Source organism: Pseudomonas laurentiana (genome assembly GCF_014648275.1).
Lineage (GTDB): Bacteria > Pseudomonadota > Gammaproteobacteria > Pseudomonadales > Pseudomonadaceae > Aquipseudomonas > Aquipseudomonas laurentiana.
In genome coordinates this window covers 1-17,274 of record NZ_BMQU01000019.1, presented here as the reverse complement: position 1 = coordinate 17,274, position 17,274 = coordinate 1, and the positions used below count along the sequence as shown (strand labels likewise).

The 17,274-nt window shown below is 59.3% G+C and carries 17 protein-coding genes and 2 pseudogenes; 9 read left to right on the top strand and 10 right to left on the bottom strand.

Features of this window, described 5'->3' with window-relative positions:
* Window positions 1-7 precede the first annotated feature (7 nt).
* On the bottom strand, window positions 8-1,156 hold the full coding sequence (locus IE038_RS18510; RefSeq protein ID WP_163934613.1) for a PQQ-dependent sugar dehydrogenase: 1,149 nt from the start codon (window positions 1,154-1,156) through the stop codon (window positions 8-10).
* A gap of 31 nt (window positions 1,157-1,187) precedes the next feature.
* The gene (locus tag IE038_RS18505; RefSeq protein ID WP_163934616.1) at window positions 1,188-1,514 is read right to left on the bottom strand and encodes a hypothetical protein; all 327 of its coding nucleotides are present in this window, start codon (window positions 1,512-1,514) and stop codon (window positions 1,188-1,190) included.
* 153 nt (window positions 1,515-1,667) lie between these two features.
* On the opposite strand from IE038_RS18505, the gene IE038_RS18500 reads away from it, so the two are divergent.
* Window positions 1,668-2,144, top strand: a complete 477-nt coding sequence (locus IE038_RS18500) for an LEA/WHy family protein (protein ID WP_163934619.1) — start codon at window positions 1,668-1,670, stop codon at window positions 2,142-2,144.
* 41 nt (window positions 2,145-2,185) lie between these two features.
* Here IE038_RS18500 and IE038_RS18495 read toward each other — a convergent pair whose 3' ends face one another.
* Window positions 2,186-2,440, bottom strand: coding sequence for a hypothetical protein (locus tag IE038_RS18495; RefSeq protein ID WP_163934621.1), 255 nt, complete (start codon window positions 2,438-2,440; stop codon window positions 2,186-2,188).
* 129 nt (window positions 2,441-2,569) lie between these two features.
* On the opposite strand from IE038_RS18495, the gene IE038_RS18490 reads away from it, so the two are divergent.
* Entirely contained in the window at window positions 2,570-2,890 is a 321-nt protein-coding gene (locus tag IE038_RS18490) for an ElaB/YgaM/YqjD family protein (RefSeq protein ID WP_189396077.1), read from the top strand.
* A 26-nt stretch (window positions 2,891-2,916) separates the two neighbouring features.
* Here IE038_RS18490 and IE038_RS18485 read toward each other — a convergent pair whose 3' ends face one another.
* Both IE038_RS18485 and IE038_RS18480 read right to left on the bottom strand, forming a co-directional pair.
* Window positions 2,917-3,549 (bottom strand): response regulator transcription factor, encoded by a 633-nt coding sequence (locus IE038_RS18485; RefSeq protein ID WP_189396076.1) that lies wholly within the window; start codon window positions 3,547-3,549, stop codon window positions 2,917-2,919.
* Window positions 3,550-3,562: 13 nt separating this feature from the next.
* On the bottom strand, window positions 3,563-5,353 hold the full coding sequence (locus IE038_RS18480; RefSeq protein WP_163934624.1) for a PAS domain-containing sensor histidine kinase: 1,791 nt from the start codon (window positions 5,351-5,353) through the stop codon (window positions 3,563-3,565).
* Between the two features lie 192 nt (window positions 5,354-5,545).
* Here IE038_RS18480 and IE038_RS18475 point away from each other — a divergent pair, with 192 nt between their 5' ends.
* The 3 genes and pseudogenes from IE038_RS18475 to IE038_RS24815 all read left to right on the top strand — a co-directional run.
* Window positions 5,546-7,168 carry an acyl-CoA synthetase gene (locus IE038_RS18475; protein ID WP_189396075.1) on the top strand — a complete coding sequence of 541 codons (1,623 nt, stop codon included), beginning with the start codon at window positions 5,546-5,548 and terminating at the stop codon, window positions 7,166-7,168.
* 32 nt (window positions 7,169-7,200) lie between these two features.
* Window positions 7,201-8,970 (top strand): acyl-CoA dehydrogenase C-terminal domain-containing protein, encoded by a 1,770-nt coding sequence (locus IE038_RS18470; RefSeq protein ID WP_189396074.1) that lies wholly within the window; start codon window positions 7,201-7,203, stop codon window positions 8,968-8,970.
* Window positions 8,952-9,143: pseudogene (locus IE038_RS24815) on the top strand (hypothetical protein); the annotation flags it as partial. The gene IE038_RS18470 and the pseudogene IE038_RS24815, both read left to right, overlap by 19 nt.
* On the opposite strand, the gene IE038_RS18460 reads toward IE038_RS24815, so the two are convergent.
* Complete coding sequence (locus IE038_RS18460; RefSeq protein ID WP_189396073.1) at window positions 9,092-10,411, bottom strand: Na+/H+ antiporter family protein; 1,320 nt, start codon at window positions 10,409-10,411, stop codon at window positions 9,092-9,094. The pseudogene IE038_RS24815 and the gene IE038_RS18460 overlap by 52 nt on opposite strands.
* Before the next feature lie 254 nt (window positions 10,412-10,665).
* On the opposite strand from IE038_RS18460, the pseudogene IE038_RS25370 reads away from it, so the two are divergent.
* Both IE038_RS25370 and IE038_RS25365 read left to right on the top strand, forming a co-directional pair.
* Window positions 10,666-11,955 (top strand): annotated as a pseudogene (locus IE038_RS25370) (methyl-accepting chemotaxis protein); the annotation flags it as partial.
* Between the two features lie 102 nt (window positions 11,956-12,057).
* Window positions 12,058-12,813: a methyl-accepting chemotaxis protein gene (locus IE038_RS25365; RefSeq protein ID WP_438810786.1), complete on the top strand. Its 756-nt coding sequence runs from the start codon at window positions 12,058-12,060 to the stop codon at window positions 12,811-12,813.
* 30 nt (window positions 12,814-12,843) lie between these two features.
* On the opposite strand, the gene IE038_RS18450 is transcribed toward IE038_RS25365, so the two are convergent.
* From IE038_RS18450 to IE038_RS18435, 4 genes are read right to left on the bottom strand one after another with little or no spacing between them, the layout of a single operon-like run.
* Complete coding sequence (locus IE038_RS18450; protein WP_189396071.1) at window positions 12,844-14,178, bottom strand: sensor histidine kinase; 1,335 nt, start codon at window positions 14,176-14,178, stop codon at window positions 12,844-12,846.
* Window positions 14,175-14,843: a response regulator transcription factor gene (locus IE038_RS18445; protein WP_163939855.1), complete on the bottom strand. Its 669-nt coding sequence runs from the start codon at window positions 14,841-14,843 to the stop codon at window positions 14,175-14,177. The genes IE038_RS18450 and IE038_RS18445 overlap by 4 nt, the downstream gene beginning before the upstream one ends.
* The gene (locus tag IE038_RS18440) at window positions 14,843-15,157 is read right to left on the bottom strand and encodes a PepSY domain-containing protein (protein WP_163939854.1); all 315 of its coding nucleotides are present in this window, start codon (window positions 15,155-15,157) and stop codon (window positions 14,843-14,845) included. Before IE038_RS18440 ends, IE038_RS18445 begins: the two co-directional genes overlap by 1 nt.
* Window positions 15,157-15,465 carry a PepSY domain-containing protein gene (locus tag IE038_RS18435; protein WP_065758494.1) on the bottom strand — a complete coding sequence of 103 codons (309 nt, stop codon included), beginning with the start codon at window positions 15,463-15,465 and terminating at the stop codon, window positions 15,157-15,159. The genes IE038_RS18440 and IE038_RS18435 overlap by 1 nt, the downstream gene beginning before the upstream one ends.
* A 156-nt stretch (window positions 15,466-15,621) precedes the next feature.
* On the opposite strand from IE038_RS18435, the gene IE038_RS18430 reads away from it, so the two are divergent.
* On the top strand, window positions 15,622-16,704 hold the full coding sequence (locus IE038_RS18430) for a patatin-like phospholipase domain-containing protein (RefSeq protein WP_189396070.1): 1,083 nt from the start codon (window positions 15,622-15,624) through the stop codon (window positions 16,702-16,704).
* Between the two features lie 50 nt (window positions 16,705-16,754).
* Window positions 16,755-17,111, top strand: coding sequence for a 6-carboxytetrahydropterin synthase QueD (gene queD, locus IE038_RS18425; RefSeq protein WP_083199754.1), 357 nt, complete (start codon window positions 16,755-16,757; stop codon window positions 17,109-17,111).
* Window positions 17,112-17,274 lie beyond the last annotated feature (163 nt).

Below are 17,274 nucleotides of genomic sequence, written 5' to 3'. Positions count from 1 at the left end.
ATAGCGCTTATGGCTCCAACCCCACCTTCAACAAGGCACCATCCTCCGCGTCAGTCAACAGGTACAGATAGCCATCCGGCCCCTGTCGAACATCGCGTATGCGCGCATTGAGCGGACCGAGCAGGCGTTCCTCATGAACGATGGCGTCCCCCTCCAACTTCAGGCGAATCAAACTCTGCGCAGCCAACGCACCTATGAACAGGTTGTGCTGCCAGGCGTTGAAGCGCGGGTTGTCGTAGAACGCCATACCGCTGATAGCCGGGGACTTTTCCCAGACATAGTGTGGGTCGACCATACCATCAACATGCTTACCCTGCGTTTCAGGTATCGGCATCAGTGAATAGTCGATGCCATGGGTTGCCAGTGGCCAACCGTAATTCTTGCCGGGTTTCGGGATATTGATCTCGTCACCACCACGAGGCCCATGCTCGTGCGTCCAGATTTCCCCCGTCCAGGGGTTGAGCGCGGCCCCCTGCTGATTGCGGTGACCAAATGACCAGATTTGCGCACGGGCATCCTTGCGTCCGACAAACGGGTTGTCCTTTGGCACTTGGCCGTCCGGGAGAATACGCACCACCTTACCCTGTAGCTTATCCAGGTCTTGGGCGCTGAGCCGGTCGTTGTTCTCACCCAATGCAATAAACAGGTAGCCATCACGGTCGAACACCAGCCTGGAACCAAAATGATATCCGTTCGACAGCTTCGGCAACTGACGGAAAATCACCTTGAAATCGTCCAGATGCGCGAGGTCTGCCGACAACTGACCACGCCCCACCGCTGTGCCGGCAGTACCGCCTTCACCCCCTCCCTCGGCAAAGGACAGGTACACCAGCCGATCAATCTTGAAGGTTGGCGACAGCGCGACATCAAGCAGACCCCCTTGGCCAGTGGCCCAAACCTGCGGTACACCACTGATTGGTGGCCCGACCTGGCCTTCGCTGCTGATCAGACGCAGGTTACCGGGGCGCTCAGTCACCAGCATTCCCTTGCCATCGGGGAGAAAAGCCAGCGCCCAAGGGTGCTTGAGGCCTTCGGCAAGTGTCCTGACGCTCAGCATCCCCTCCTCACTGGGAAATTCGCGCTCAGGGGCCGCTGCCGCCAACGCGGGTATCAGTGCAGCGAGACAAAGAACAGGTAACCCAAAACGTGGCAGCATGTTCGATTCCTTAACCGCTGGGCCACTGCAGTCAAGGCGCACGGGTGGAGTCGCGCGGCGGACGCGAAGGCTCCAGATTCGGCACCTGCTGTTCACGGCGCAGGTTGTCGCCGTTGCCAATGCCCCGGTTTTCCAGGGTCGGTGGGCGCGGGTTGGGCTGGGTAGACGGCGCTGGGACTGGCGGCATAGCTGGCACGCTACCTTGTCGACTGTTCGGGTTGGCTCGGCGGATCGGGCTGTTGTAAGGGTTATCGGCTTGCGCAGCCACATACAATGAGGTGAACGGTTGCGCCTGTACGGTTGCCGCCAAAAACAGGCTCAAGCCAAGCGCCTGTACGCCTTGCCATGATGTGTTCATCAGGTCACCTCCACAGCGTCTTGCACCCAGTCGTTGGATAGCCCGGAACGCTACAGGTTCAGCCACAACCCTGTGGTTTGCTGTTCACCTCGACTACCACCACCCCCGTGTATTTGCCACACTGAGTGTGTGCCCTATTACCGAGGACTGCCAATGATTCGTTCCTTGCGTCAAACCCTGAGCGTGCTGCTGATCCTGACCTTGAGCGCGTGCGCGCTGTTTCAGGGGCGTGACCCGGTCAACATCAGCGTCATCGGTATCGAACCGCTACAGGGACAAGAGCTTGAACTGCGCATGGCCGTCAAGCTACGTATCCAGAACCCCAACGAAACCCCTATCAACTACAACGGCATTGCCCTGAACCTTGAGGTCAATGGCCAACCACTGGCAGCGGGAGTCAGTGATCAGCGCGGCAGCGTCGCCCGCTACAGCGAGGACATACTGGTAGTTCCGGTGAGCATCACTGCCTTCTCCATGCTGCGCCAGGCGTACGGATTAGGTCAGGCGCGCAGCCTGAATGGCCTGCCGTATGAGTTACGCGGCAAACTGGCCAGTGGGCCGCAGGGCACCGTACGCTTTACCGACCGCGGGCGCTTGAACCTGCCAGAACCCACGCGCAGTGTCTGGTAACGATAGGCGTTGCAAGGCTGCAGAAACGGCTGTCGCCAGCGTCAGCGCGCCGCAGCCATCAGCTTGTTGACTTCACTGCGCACCATATTGGCGTATTCGGGCGGCGACATGCCGTCCAGCTCAGTACGCACCCACTCGGCCCACTTGCCCTTGCGGCGTGGCTTTTCGCCGATCAGTCGGGCAGCCTCGCCCTTGGCTTTGCCAAGGCTGGTCTGCCAGAGTTCGAACAGTCGGGACTTCTCGTCTTCGATCTGTGCCCGCTCGGCAAAACTCTTGTTGGCCAGATTGAAACTCATGAGGACTTCCTACCGCTTGAAAATGGGCGTTATCTTACACTGTAGCCGCTGGCGTCGGCCAAACCCCTGCAATTTTCCGCGCCCGCCAGCCCCCATTGATCAATGTTCAACCCTACAGAGGAAGCGTTCATGGCCAGGAAAATCACTGTGCAAGCCGATACCGAGCAAATCAAGGATCAGGCCTTCAGTGAGTTGCAGGCGCTGATTGAAGAATCGGAAAAGCTGCTGAGAGACAGCTCCACACTGGTTGGCGCCGAGGCCGAGACCTTGCGCACCCAGGCTGGCCAGAAACTCAAGCAGGCACGCCATGCGATGAGCGCCGTCGCTGAACGCGCGAAACCGGTCGTCGAAGCGACCGAGGCCTACATGGGTGGCCACCCATGGCAGACCGTGGCGATTTCCGCCGGGGTTGGCCTGATTGTCGGCCTGCTGCTGGGTCGCCGGGGCTAACATCTGCGAGCAACAACTGCGCGACCTCAAGGCCCGCGCAGTTGCAGCGGGTCGACCTGTGCGCAGGCAATCGCCATACCCACCAGCTCCGGCAAGTGTTCGGCCTGCATGCGCTTCATGACCCGAGAGCGGTACAAGTCAACCGTCTTCACGCTGACCGCCAACTGTTCGGCAATTTCCCGGTTGGTAAAACCTTGCACGAGAGGCAAAAACACATCGCGCTCCCGCGGGGTGAGGCTGTCAATGCGTGCCTGAACCGCATCACGCTGGCTGCTGCCAGCCCGCGCCCGGTGAGAGCGCCCCAGCGCATCTTGAACGCTGTCGAGCAACAGCTGGTCGTTGTAGGGCTTTTCGATAAAGTCACAAGCGCCGGCCTTGAAGGCTCGCACCACAATCGGCACATCGGCATGGCCGCTGAGGAAAATGATGGGCAAATCGAGCCCGCGCGCCCTCAACGCTTCCTGCACACTCAGCCCACCCATCCCCGGCATTCGCACATCAAGCAGCACACAGGCTGGCAGACAAGCGTCACAGGCATCCAGAAAAGCCTGGCCACTGGTGAACGGCAGTGCCTGAAGGCCCACCGACTCCAACAGCCAGACTGTAGAGTCGAGCATGCCCTGATCGTCATCGACCACGTAAACCTTCGGTTCCTGCATCAAGACCTCTTGTTCAGACAGTAACTGCCGGCGCCAGCCGACAACACAAAATCAATCCCCCACCATCGCCCGGGCTGGCCTGCAGCGTCCCACCAAAGCCCTCGACAATGCTGCGGCTCATGCTCAGGCCCAAGCCGAGCCCTTCCGGCTTGCTGGTGTTGAACGGGGTGAAGATGCCGTCCAATCGCTCTGCCGCAACACCTGGCCCCTGGTCGCACACCCGAATCGTCAACCACCCTGCCTCTAACACGGCACTCAGCAGCACATGCGAAGGGCGGCCGGGCTGTTGCTCACGGTTCGCCTCAAACGCATTACGCAGCAAGTTGAGCAGCACTTGTTCAAGGAGAATCCGATCGGCGTAAACCGGCGGCAGATTGTGCGCCATCCGCTGGTCGATCGTCACCTGCGCCTGATTGGCTTCCCATGCGCACAAACGCACCGCTTCCCGGGCAACTTCAGCGATATGCAGGGCCTGCAGGCGACGCGGCTCCTTGCGCAAGAATGCGCGCAGACGCTTGATCACTTCAGCCGCATGAGTGGCCTGCTCATTGATCCGTTGCAGCCCTTGCGCGACGCGCTGCACCGCCTTGGGGTCGTGCTCCAGCGCCTGCAGATAGCGCTGACTGGCACTGGCATAGTTCACCACGGCGGCCAACGGCTGGTTGATTTCATGGGCGATACCCGAAGCCAACTCACCCAACGTGACCAACCGCGCCGTATGCGCCAGCTCGTCCTGATGTCGACGCTGCTGTGCTTCACGCAGTTCACGCTCGGTCATGTCCCGCGCTACCAGCGAGTAATAGCGTTCACCACCGTTGGCCCGATGAGCCAACAGTACCAGTGACACTGGAAACAGGCTGCCGCCCCCGCAGGGCTTGAAAGTCGCTTCGCACTGCCAGACGCCCTCACGTTCGGCCTGCTGCCAACCTTCAGCATCCAGACGCTGCACGGCTTCATCATCGAGCACATCGCGAAGGCCAGGCGCGGTCTGCTGCTCAACCAACCCCAATGCGCGCCGTGCCGAACGATTCAGGTAAGTGAGCTGCCCCGCCGGATCGGTAAAGAGCACCAGATCGGTGTTGGCCTCTACCACCTCGGCCAATCGTCGCAGGTTCTCCTGAGCCTCGACACGCAAGGTGATCTCACGGGAAACGCTGATCACCTCAACCACCGCGCCGGTGTAGGTTTCGCGGATTGCCCGGCTGGCAATCTCAAACCATCGGTAATGGCCGTCACGGTGGCGGACACGACAGGTCATGGTCTGATAACCATCCTGCTCCAGTGCCTCGCCTGCCTGAGGTAGCGACTGCAAACAGTCATGAGGATGGAACAGGCTCTGCACGGCAACACCGCGCAGCTCTTCCGGCCAGTAACCAAGCAAGCGGTAGGACGCCGGCGACGCATCGAGGAAACATCCATCGGGCGTATGCCGGGAAATCAGGTCGGTAGTGTTCTCGGTAATCAGCCGATAGAGCCGCCGGGCCTGGCTGGCATCACGCACACCCTGGCGTTCGGCAGTGGCATCACGGCAGCGGGCAATGACCTGGCGGCAATCATCGGAAGGGATCAAGGTCCATAGCAGAATGCGCTCGCCAACCTGCGCCTCTACCTCAGCAATGGCCCGATCCTGAAACAGGCAGGCCTGAATCAAGGCGGCGTAGTTAGAGGGCAACAGGGTCGCCAGGGTACGCCCCTGGATCAACGCCTCAAACGCCGGATTAGTGCCGAGCAACCGCGCCGCCGCATCGAGAATGAGCGTAGGCTGAGGATCTTTGGCAAATAAGGCAGTGGTCGATAGCGTCAAGAATAGGTCCGTTTTTTATAGTAGAAATACCATATTGCTATAGTCTAGCTTCCATATACTATGGCGTTTAGAGTAAAAAATGCGACACCCGGCGAGCCACGATCTCGCTGTAGAAACCTGATCAGAGCTAACAATCAGCCAACGGGGGTTTCAGTTCGCCAAGCGCGGCTGCCTCCTGCACAGGACACTTTCATGTCGATCTACGAACAAGGCCTCGCGCCCGCACCTGTCAACCACACTGCCCTTACTCCCCTGAGTTTCATTGAGCGCACAGCCGCTGTCTATGGGCAATACCCCGCAGTCATTCATGGTTCGATCCGCCGTAACTGGCAAGACACCTATGCACGCTGCCGGCGCCTTGCCAGCGCCTTGGCCGGCCGAGGCATCGGAAAAGGCGACACTGTCGCTGTCATGCTGCCCAACATTCCGGCAATGCTGGAGGCGCACTTCGGTGTGCCGATGATCGGCGCCGTACTCAATACCCTTAACGTACGCCTGGATCCCGAGGCCATCGCGTTTATGCTTGAGCATGGCGAAGCCAAGGTACTGATCACCGACCGAGAATTCCACTCGGTGATCGCAGCAGCGTTGGCCATGCTGAAAAACCCGCCCCTGGTCATTGATGTCGATGACCCGGAATATGGCGAAGGTTGCGCAGTCAGTGCCCTGGATTACGAGGCCTTCCTCGCGGAAGGCGACCCGGAGTACGAGTGGACCTGGCCTGAAGACGAATGGCAGGCCATCTCGCTCAACTACACCTCCGGCACAACAGGCAACCCCAAGGGCGTGGTCTACCACCACCGTGGTGCTTACCTGAACTCGCTGGGCAACCAGATCACCTGGGCCATGGGCAACCATCCGGTATACCTCTGGACCCTGCCAATGTTCCACTGCAACGGTTGGTGCTATCCGTGGATCGTCACTGCACTGGCCGGTACCCATGTGTTCCTGCGTCGGGTTGACCCGCAGAAAATCCTGACCATGATTCGCGAGTATCAGGTCACTCACCTGTGCGGTGCGCCGATTGTACTGAACGCGCTGATCAACATGCCCGATACCGCCAAGGCCGCCATTGATCACCCGGTCAATGCCATGGTCGCCGGCGCAGCGCCACCGGCCAAGGTCATTGGCGCGGTGGAGGAAATGGGCATCAAGGTAACGCACGTCTATGGCCTGACTGAAGTGTACGGCCCGGTTACCGTTTGTGCCTGGCATAACGAGTGGGACGAAAAACCGCTGTATGAGCGCGCACGCATCAAGTCACGCCAGGGCGTTCGCTACGTCACGCTCGAAGGCCTGATGGTCGCCGACCCACAAACCCTGGAGCCTGTACCTCGTGATGGCAACACCATCGGTGAGATTTTCATGCGCGGCAACACCGTCATGAAGGGCTACCTGAAAAACCCGACCGCCACTGCCGAAGCGTTCCGTGGCGACTGGTTCCACACCGGCGACCTCGCTGTCTGGCACCCGGACGGTTATGTCGAGATCAAGGACCGGTTGAAGGACATCATCATTTCGGGCGGCGAGAACATCTCGACCATTGAGGTTGAAGACACGCTGTACCGCCACCCATCCGTTCTTGAGGCCGCCGTGGTCGCTCGTCCCGATGAGAAGTGGGGCGAAACCCCGTGCGCCTACATCACCCTGAAAGGCCACTGCCAGGACACGACCGAAGACGAGATCATCGCCTTCTGCCGCGAACACCTGGCCGGTTTCAAGTTGCCGAAGACAGTGATCTTCAGCGAATTGCCAAAAACGTCCACCGGCAAGATTCAAAAATACTTGCTGCGTGACTGGGCAAAAGCGCTCTGATCCCTATCCACCCGATTCCTGCGAGACCTGCGATGCCTGAGTTCAATGCACCACTGCGCGACATGCGTTTCGTTCTTCATGAGGTATTCCAGGGCCCTGCCCTCTGGGCCCGTCTGCCAGCACTGGCCGACGCAGTGGATGCCGAGACTGCAGATGCGATCCTTGAGGAAGCCGCAAAGATTACCGGCCAGTTGATTGCCCCGCTCAACCGCAGTGGCGATGAAGAAGGTGTCGGCTTCGAGGCTGGCGCGGTGACCACACCAGAAGGCTTCAAAGAAGCCTGGCAGACCTACCGTGACGGTGGCTGGGTTGGCTTGGCCGGCAACCCGGCGTATGGCGGCATGGGCATGCCAAAGATGCTGGCCGTGCAGTTTGAAGAAATGCTGTACGCCGCCAACTGCAGTTTCAGCCTTTATTCTGCCTTGAGTGCCGGTTGCTGTCTGGCCATCGACGCTCACGCCAGCGAAGCATTGAAGGCCACCTACCTGCCGCAGATCTACAGCGGCGAGTGGGCTGGCACCATGTGTCTGACCGAGCCACATGCCGGTACTGACCTGGGCATCATCCGCAGCAAGGCTGAACCTCAGGCCGATGGCAGCTACGCCATCAGTGGCACCAAGATTTTCATCACTGGCGGCGATCAGGACCTGACCGAAAACATCGTTCACCTGGTACTGGCCAAACTGCCCGATGCACCAGCGGGTCCGAAAGGCATCTCTTTGTTCCTTGTACCAAAACGCATGGTCAATGCCGACGGTAGCCTGGGCCAAACCAACGCGGTCAGTTGTGGCTCGGTAGAGCACAAGATGGGCATCAAGGCCTCGGCCACCTGCGTCATGAACTTCGACGGCGCGATTGGCTATCTGGTCGGTGAAGAAAACCGTGGCCTGGCGGCCATGTTCACCATGATGAACTACGAGCGCCTGTCCATCGGCATCCAGGGCATTGGCTGCGCCGAAGCCTCGTACCAGAATGCCGCTGCCTACGCTCGTGATCGCCTGCAAAGCCGCGCGGCCAGTGGCCCGCAAGCGAAAGACAAGATCGCCGACCCGATCATTGTCCACCCGGACGTACGGCGCATGCTGCTGACCATGCGCGCACTGACCGAGGGTGGCCGCGCCTTTGCCACCTACGTGGGCCAGCAACTGGACATCAGCAAGTACGGTGATGACCCGGCAGAATGTGATTCGGCCCAGCGTCTAGTGGCCCTGCTGACGCCGGTCGCCAAGGCATTCTTCACCGACACGGGCCTGGAAAGCTGCGTACTGGGCCAGCAAGTATTTGGTGGTCACGGCTATATCCGCGAATGGGGCCAGGAACAACTGGTACGCGATGTGCGGATCGCGCAGATCTACGAGGGTACCAACGGTATTCAGGCACTGGACCTGCTAGGTCGCAAGGTGGTTGCCGATGGCGGCCAGTCGCTGGCGATCTTCGCCCGGGAAATCCGCGCCTTCTGTGAGACGGCAGCACCGTTCAGCGAGCCGCTGCTACAAGCCTTGGCTCAACTGGAAAGCATCAGTCAGTGGCTTTGCCAACAGGCGGTCAAGGACCCGAATGCGGTGGGAGCGGCGTCGGTCGAGTACCTGCATGTGTTCGGCTATGTAGCCTATGCCTACATGTGGTCGCGGATGGCAGCAACCGCACACGAAAACCGTGCGCAAGACCCTGACTTCTATCAGGCCAAGCTGGCCACCGCGGCATTCTACTTTGAGCGCCTGCTGCCACGCGTGCTGTCGCTGAACGCCAGCATTCGTGCTGGCAGCACGTCGCTCTACACGCTGTCCGCCGAGCAGTTCTAAGTCGGACCACAAACGGGTCCTTGGTGTGCACGCAACAAGGGCCCGTTGTCTTGTCTGAAAAAGCCTTCCATTTGATTGTGCGCGGAGTCACGCGGAAGACTGATGCTCAGTCACTTTCGACCTACAGCACCATGGCCGCCACCCAGCCAAAGGCGAGCAGTGGCAGATTGTAGTGAATGAAGGTCGGAACCACCGTGTCCCAGATATGGTGATGTTGACCATCGACGTTCAACCCGGACGTTGGCCCCAGGGTCGAGTCCGACGCCGGTGAACCGGCATCACCCAACGCGCCAGCGGTGCCAACGATGCACACGGTCGCCAGAGGGTCAAAGCCCAACTGTACGCACAGGGGGACGAAGATCGCCGCCAGGATCGGTACGGTTGAAAACGACGAGCCGATGCCCATGGTGACCAACAGCCCAACCAGCAGCATCAGTAATGCACCGACCCCTTTACTGTGGTCGATCCATGACGCCGATGCCTCAACCAGTGTTTTCACTTCGCCCGTCGCCTTCATGACCTCTGCAAAGCCAGACGCCGCAATCATGATGAAGCCAATCATGGCCATCATCTTCATGCCTTCGGTAAACAGGCCATCTGTTTCTTTCCAGCGGACGATGCCCGACAGCGAGAAGATCAGGAAACCAGCCATGGCGCCAATGATCATTGAGTCCAGCCATAGCTGGATAATGAACGCGGCAGCAATGGCGCCACCGGCCACCAACAGTGTCAGCGGGTTGTAGCGTACTGCAACCTGCTCGACCTGCTCGATCTTTTCCAGGTCGTAAGTGCGTTTTTTTCGATAACTGAAGAACACCGCCAGTAACAGCCCAAAAAGCATGCCCGCTGCTGGAATGGCCATGGCATGAGTCACATTGACCCCACTCACATCCACACCACTGCGGTTGACATTTGCCAGCAGAATCTCATTAAGGAAAATGTTACCGAAACCAACGGGCAGGAACATGTAGGGTGTGATCAGGCCAAAGGTCATGACGCAGGCCACCAACCGACGGTCGATCGACAACCGGGTCAGCACGTACAACAGTGGCGGCACCAACAGTGGAATGAACGCGATATGGATCGGCAAGATATTCTGCGAGGAAATGGCCACTACCAGTAGCAGAACAATCAGCAACCACTTGACCTTGCCGCCCTCGTTGTCCCGCTGTCGATCGAACATTGCCAGCGCCCGATCAGCCAGTGCATGCGCCAACCCCGACTTGGCAATGGCCACGGCAAAGGCTCCAAGCAGTGCATAGGAGAGTGCTACCGTCGCGCCGCCGCCCAGGCCACTGTTGAACGCCTTCAAGGTGCCCTCGATGCCAAGACCACCTGCCAGCCCACCGGCCAACGCGCCAATGATCAGCGCAATCACCACATGCACGCGGGACAGGCTCAATATCAGCATGATGCCGACCGCGGCAATTACTGCATTCATTCCAGAAACCTCTTGAAAAACAGACAAAAAGCATGCGCTTCGGCAACGGGGTATCCCGGCCGAAGTGATTAGTATTTTTATGGAGGGCGCACACTCTGAAGCAGAGACCTTGGCTTGTCAAAGCACGGGGCCCGAGGGAAGTCGCCTGAATGTCCGAACGCGACGCCTTTCAATTGGTCGTTTGAATAAAGAAAAGATCCTGTCGGCCGTTACAGTCGATAGCTTCGCCCTTCTCTGATTCAAAGGACTTCGCCATGTCGCTCAGACAACTTTCCATTCAGTGGAAAATCACGCTACTGGCCGGACTGTGCCTCGCAAGCATCGTCACCCTGCTGGTGGGCCTCTCGTTGTACCGCATGGAACACAACTCAGACCTGGTCAAGGCCAGCAGCATGCAGATGTTGACTGAGGCTGCACAGGCCCGCATCGAGTCTCAGGGCGAAGTCCAGGCCTCAAGCATTCGCCGTCAATTCATGGACGCGTACCAGTACGGTGCCGGCTTCGCGCGCCAGGTCCTGTTCCTGCGCGAACAGTCCGAAAAGCGCTTCCTGGATGCTTTCGACCTGCGTGAAGACATGACGCGCCAAGTGCGTTCGGCATTGCAGGCCAACCCTGATCTGCTGGGCCTGTCGCTCGTCTTCGATCCCAACGCACTGGATAACAAGGACGCACTGTTCATTGGTCAGAAGGCGCTGGGCAGTAACGAAACAGGTCGTTTCGCGCTGTACTGGTCGCAACCGACTCCCGGTAATCTGGTAGCCATGGCATTGCCTGAGCATGACATCAGCGACACCAGCGTCGGCCCGAGTGGGGAGCCTGCCAACACCTGGTTCGCCTGCCCGCGCGCCACTCGCCAACCCTGCGTGGTCGAGCCGTACTTTTATGAAATCAACGGCCAACAAGTGCTGATGACCAGCATCGTCTACCCGTTGATGGTGGCCGACAAGGTCGTTGCCTCCCTCTCCGTCGACATCAACCTCAATAGCCTGCAAGGGCTCAGCCAGCAAGCCAGCCGCAGCCTGTATGAGGGCCGCACCCAGGTCGGGATCCTGAGCCCCGTCGGCCTGCTGGCTGGCTACAGCCCTGACGCGAGCAAACTGGCGCAGCGCTTTGAACAGGTCGACAGCGCCAATGGCGCCGAACTGGTTCGCCTGCTGGCCGACACCAAAGCCATGCACAGCATCCATCACAACAACCGCCTGAAAGTACTGGCATCGTTTGCACCGATCCCAGGCGCCAAGTCATGGGGCGTATTACTGGATGTACCCGAAAGCGCACTGACAGGCCCAGCCGAAGCACTTAAGGCGGAGCTGGATCAACGTAACACCAGCGGTACCCTGATCGAACTGGGGCTTGGCCTGCTGGCGGCATTGGTGGGCTTGCTGCTGGTCTGGTTGATGGCCCGTAGCGTCACCCGCCCCATCCTCGGTGTTGCGGCGATGCTCAAGGATATCGCCAGTGGTGAAGGCGATCTGACCCGCCGCCTGAACTACGACAAACGCGACGAGCTGGGCGAGTTGGCCGGCTGGTTCAACCGTTTCCTGGACAAGCTGCAACCGACCATTGCAGAGGTCAAACACTCGGTTCAGGCCGCACGCGATACGGCCGACCAGTCCTCGGCAATCGCCAGCCAGACCAGTGCAGGCATGGAACAGCAGTACCGCCAGGTCGACCAGGTGGCAACCGCCTCCCATGAGATGAGTGCCACCGCGCAGGACGTCGCTCGCAGCGCCGCCCAAGCTGCCCAGGCGGCCCGCGAGGCCGACCAGGCGACACGCCAGGGCCTGTCGGTCATCGATCTTACGACCAGCAGCATCGACACCCTGGCCGCCGATATGAACACCGCCATGCGTCAGGTCGAAGGCTTGGCTGAAAACAGCGAGAAGATCGGCTCTGTACTGGAAGTGATTCGCTCAATCGCCGAACAGACCAACCTGCTGGCCCTGAACGCAGCCATTGAGGCAGCCCGGGCCGGTGAAGCCGGACGCGGCTTCGCCGTCGTCGCCGACGAAGTGCGTAACCTCGCGCGGCGCACCCAGGAATCCGTCGAGGAGACCCGTCAGGTCATTGAGCAACTTCAGGCCGGCACGCAAGAGGTGGTAGGCGCGATGGACAGCAGCCATCGCCAAGCCCAGGGCAGCGTCGAGCACGTCAGCCAGGCGGTCATCGCCTTGCGTCAGATTGGTGATGCCGTCACGGTCATCACCGACATGAACCTGCAAATTGCCAGTGCTGCCGAAGAACAGAGCGCGGTGGCCGAGGAAATCAATCACAACGTCGCAACCATTCGCGACGTCACTGAATCGCTGGCCGGTCAGGCCAACGAATCGGCACGGGTCAGCCAGTCACTCAACAGCCTGGCCAACCAGCAACAGGGCCTGATGGATCAGTTCCGGGTGTAACAACCTACCCCCGTAGCGGCGATCAGGCCGCTACGGGGACGCCTGCCGCGTGCCTTGGCGTGGCAGCTCAATGCTGACGCGCAAACCGCCCATGGGGCTGTCCTGCAAGCTCATGCGCCCGCCCCAGGCATCGACGATATCCCGCACAATACCCAAGCCCAGACCATGACCATCGACCTGTTCGTCCAGTCGAGCACCTCGGTTCAGCACCTCTTCACGCAAATGCGGCGCAATGCCCGGGCCATCGTCATCGACCCACAGCACATAACCCTCGGGGCTTTCCTGAATACTCACACGCACTTCGGCGAACGCCCATTTGCAGGCGTTGTCCAGCAGGTTACCGAGTAGCTCCAACACGTCTTCACGATCCCAAGGCAAGAGCAGCCCCGGCGCCGATACGTGGCTGAGAATAAGCGCCTGACCATGGATCATGCTCAAGGTGGCGAGCAAACCCGGCAGTTCGGCATCACAATCGAACAAGGCGCCCGGCAATGCATCCCCCGCCAACCTTGCACGATTCAGCTCGCGGCCCAGCCGTTGCTGAATCTGCTCAAGCTGCTCACGCAGCAGCTCACGGGTCTCTGGGTGATCATCGAGCTTGTCACTGGACGCCAGGCTGAGTAACACCGCGAGTGGTGTCTTGAGCGCATGCCCAAGGTTGCCCAAGGCATTTCGCGAGCGCCTGAGGCTCTCTTCGGTATGGGCCAGCAAGTGGTTGATCTGCGCAACCAGAGGTTCCAGCTCTGTGGGTACTTGGGTATCGAGCTGCGAGCGCTTGCCCTGCTGGAGCTGGGCAATCTGTTCGCGCGTACGCTCCAGAGGCCGCAAGGATCGGGTAACCGTAATCCGCTGAAGTATCAGGATCAGCAACAAAGCTATCAGCCCCATCCCCAAACCGATCTGCTGCATGCGCCGAAAACCATCGCGTACTGGGGTGTAGTCTTGCGCAACGCTGATGGAAATCAGCTGGCCCAGGCGTCGATAGTCTGCACGCAGCACCAGCAACTGCTGCCCTTCAGGCCCAAGTTGCAGCCCCGCGTGCAAACCTGGGGTTTTCGGCATGGGCATGTCCATGTCCCACAGGGACCTGGACCGCCAGTTCCCCCCTTCAAAATCAACGCGGAAGTAATAGCCGGAAAATGGCCGTTTGTACGCAGAGGATACCCGTCGCTCATCCAGCTCCAGGCCAGAGTGACCCCGCCCCAACGCAACCAGAAGGTTTTCACTCTCTTTGCGTAAGCCGGTTTCGAGATAGCGCTGCAGTCCGACCTCGAACAGCCACAAACTCAGTTGGGCCAGCACCAGGCCCACGACCACCAATACGCCAACCAGGCCCAGGCTCAAGCGCGCCTGTATCGACTTCACTCCGCCACTCCGCCGAAGCGATAGCCTTGACCCCGACGGGTTTCGATCACACTGCGGCCGAGCTTGCGGCGCAGGTGGTTGACGTGGACCTCCAGAACATTGGAGTCGCGCTCGGTTTCACCATCGTAGAGGTGCTCAGCCAAGTGGCTCTTCGAGAGGATCTGCTGCGGGTGGAGCATGAAGTAGCGTAACAGCCGAAATTCAGCCGCTGTCAGCTGTACGTCTTCACCGTCACGCGTTACGCACTGGCGCCCTTCATCCAGATGCAAACCCGCCGACTCCAACTTCGGCTGATTGGCCAGGCCGCGCGCACGACGCAACAACGACTGGATTCGCAATTGCAGTTCTTCAGGGTGAAACGGCTTGGTGAGGTAGTCATCGGCTCCAGCCTTGAGCCCTTCGATACGCTCAGCCCAGGAGCCGCGCGCCGTCAGGATCAGTACGGGTGTTGCCAGCCCGCCTGCACGCCACTGTCCCAGAACCTCCAGACCGGGCAAGCCAGGCAAGCCGAGGTCCAGAATGATCGCATCATAGGGCTCGCTCGCGCCTTGATACACGGCATCACGCCCGTCAGCCAGCCAGTCCACGGCATAGCCCTGACGTTGTAGACCGGCAGTCAGCTCATCGGCCAGCGGAACATTGTCCTCGACCAGTAGCAAGCGCATCAGTCATCTTCCTCATCTTTGAGCAGCGCACCGGTGGCTGCATCGAGTTTGATTTCACGCACGACGCCTTCAGTGGTCAGCAGTTCCACTTCATAGACATACTGATTGTGTTTCTCCTCCAGCTCGGCCTCCAACAGCCTCGCCCCGGGATGTCGGCCCAGGGCTTGCTGCATCAACTGCTCGAGCGGCAGGATAACGCCCTGCTGACGTAAATGCAGGGCTTCATCCTGATCAAGGTCACGGGCCAGCACTTGCGCACAGTACGCTGACAGTATCAGCAGCAGCGCCAAGCCCGTTCGAGAGACGTGTTTCATCACTTGTCCTGATGGTCCTTGAGGACCGCACCGGTAGTGGCATCCAGGTCCACATCCCACTCTACGTTCTGGGCATCACGCAGTTCGACCTTATAGATGTAACGGCCGTAGGCGTCTTCCAGCTCAGTGTCCGTCACTGTTGCGCCTGGGTGCTTGGCCAAGGCTGCAGCATTGAGCTTCTCGAAGGACTGGATCTTGTTCTCCTGAACCAGCTTCATTGCCTGGTCCGGCCCAAGGTCTTTTGCCATGGCAATGTTGGCAGTCAGGGCAAGGGCGGCAGTGGCGAACAGGGCAGTCAACGTTTTCATAGTGCGTCTCCATTAAGATTAATCTTGTCCACGGGGAGCAGAGTAACGGACTGGACTTAACTCAAACTGAAAATGGCTGGCCCCATGATAGCGCAGCACTACCCCCGCTAATGTCTGGCGCTCTCTATAATCAGCACCTCTGACGGCGAGGTCTGTATGAGTGCGATCCATATCAAGTATCCAGCGCTAACCCTGAAAGCGGGCACACGGGCCTTTCACAGGCTGCATCAACGAACCTTGCAGGCGATGGACGTGGGTACCGTGCCTGGTGCTGCAGGTGGCCCCAAGGCACTGGGCATCCAGGGCCTTGATCTGGCGCTGTTCGGGCAATGGCTACCGTCAGCACCACGTGAACGATCGTTGATCGGAGCCTCGATCGGTTCCTGGCGCTTCGCCAGTGCCTGCCTACCCCAGCCTGCACAGGCGTTACGCCGATTAGGCGCGCTATACACCGCCTTGGACTTTGCCAAAGGTGCAACCCAAGCAGAGGTCAGTCTGAGTTGTCACCAAATGCTCGATGCGCTGCTTGAAGGACGCGATGCGCAAATCCTCGACAATCCGCTCTATCGACTGAACATCATGTTGGTCAAAAGCCATGGTTTGCTTGCACACGATCAGCGTGCTCGATTAGGGGCCGGGTTATCCGCAGTGATTGCCGACAATTTACTCGGGCGCTCACGACTGGCACGGCATTTTGAACGGATCATCCTCCACGATGCCCGCCTGCCCCCACCCCTGCAGCCACTGAATGACTTCCCATCGCGGCTACTACCGCTGAAAGTCACTAATCTGCGTCAAGCGCTGCTGGCCTCTGGCTCGATTCCGATGGTGATGGAGGGCGTACGCGACATACAGGGCGTCGGCAGCGGAACCTTTCGCGATGGTGGCCTCCTCGACTACCACCTCGACCTGCCCTACAACGGTGATGACATCGTCCTGTACCCACACTTCACTGATAAGGTCGTACCAGGCTGGTTCGACAAAGCCCTGCCCTGGCGACGAGGCAATACCGAGCACCTGAAAAATGTACTGTTACTGGCGCCATCAGCGCAGTACCTGGCCAGCCTGCCTTACGGCAAACTACCGGACCGTAGCGATTTCAAACGTTTCATGGGAGATGCTGCTGCTCGGCAACGCTACTGGCACAAGGCGATGGCCGAAAGCCAACGTCTAGGCGATGAGTTTCTTGAACTGGTAGAAACTGGCAAGCTGCACGAGCGTCTGCAACCACTGCACTAGCCTTGCTGTTAAACTGCTCGCTAGCATTGCTTCTAAGAGTTATAGACACCGTGGAAATTTTCAAAGAGTTCACGTTTGAATCCGCCCACCGCCTGCCGCACGTACCAGACGGGCATAAGTGTGGGCGCCTGCATGGCCACTCATTCAAGGTCGCCCTGCACCTGACCGGCCCTCTCGATCCTCATACCGGCTGGATCCGCGATTTTTCCGAGATCAAGGCGATCTTCAAGCCGCTCTATGAGCAACTCGACCACAACTACCTGAACGACATTCCTGGCCTGGAAAACCCTACCAGCGAAGTGATTGCCAAGTGGATCTGGGATCAGGTCAAGCCGCTGCTACCGGAGCTTTCCAAAGTCCGCATTCATGAAACCTGCACCAGTGGCTGCGAGTATTACGGCGACTAAGTGCATGCAACGAACGGCAAACCACCCAGGATGGGTGGTTTTTTTTGGCCTGCGAAAACCGATGATTTTCCAGGCCACAAAGACAAAACCCCTACCTGCATGTGCAGATAGGGGTTTCGGAATTTAATCTTGACGATGACCTACTCTCACATGGGGAAACCCC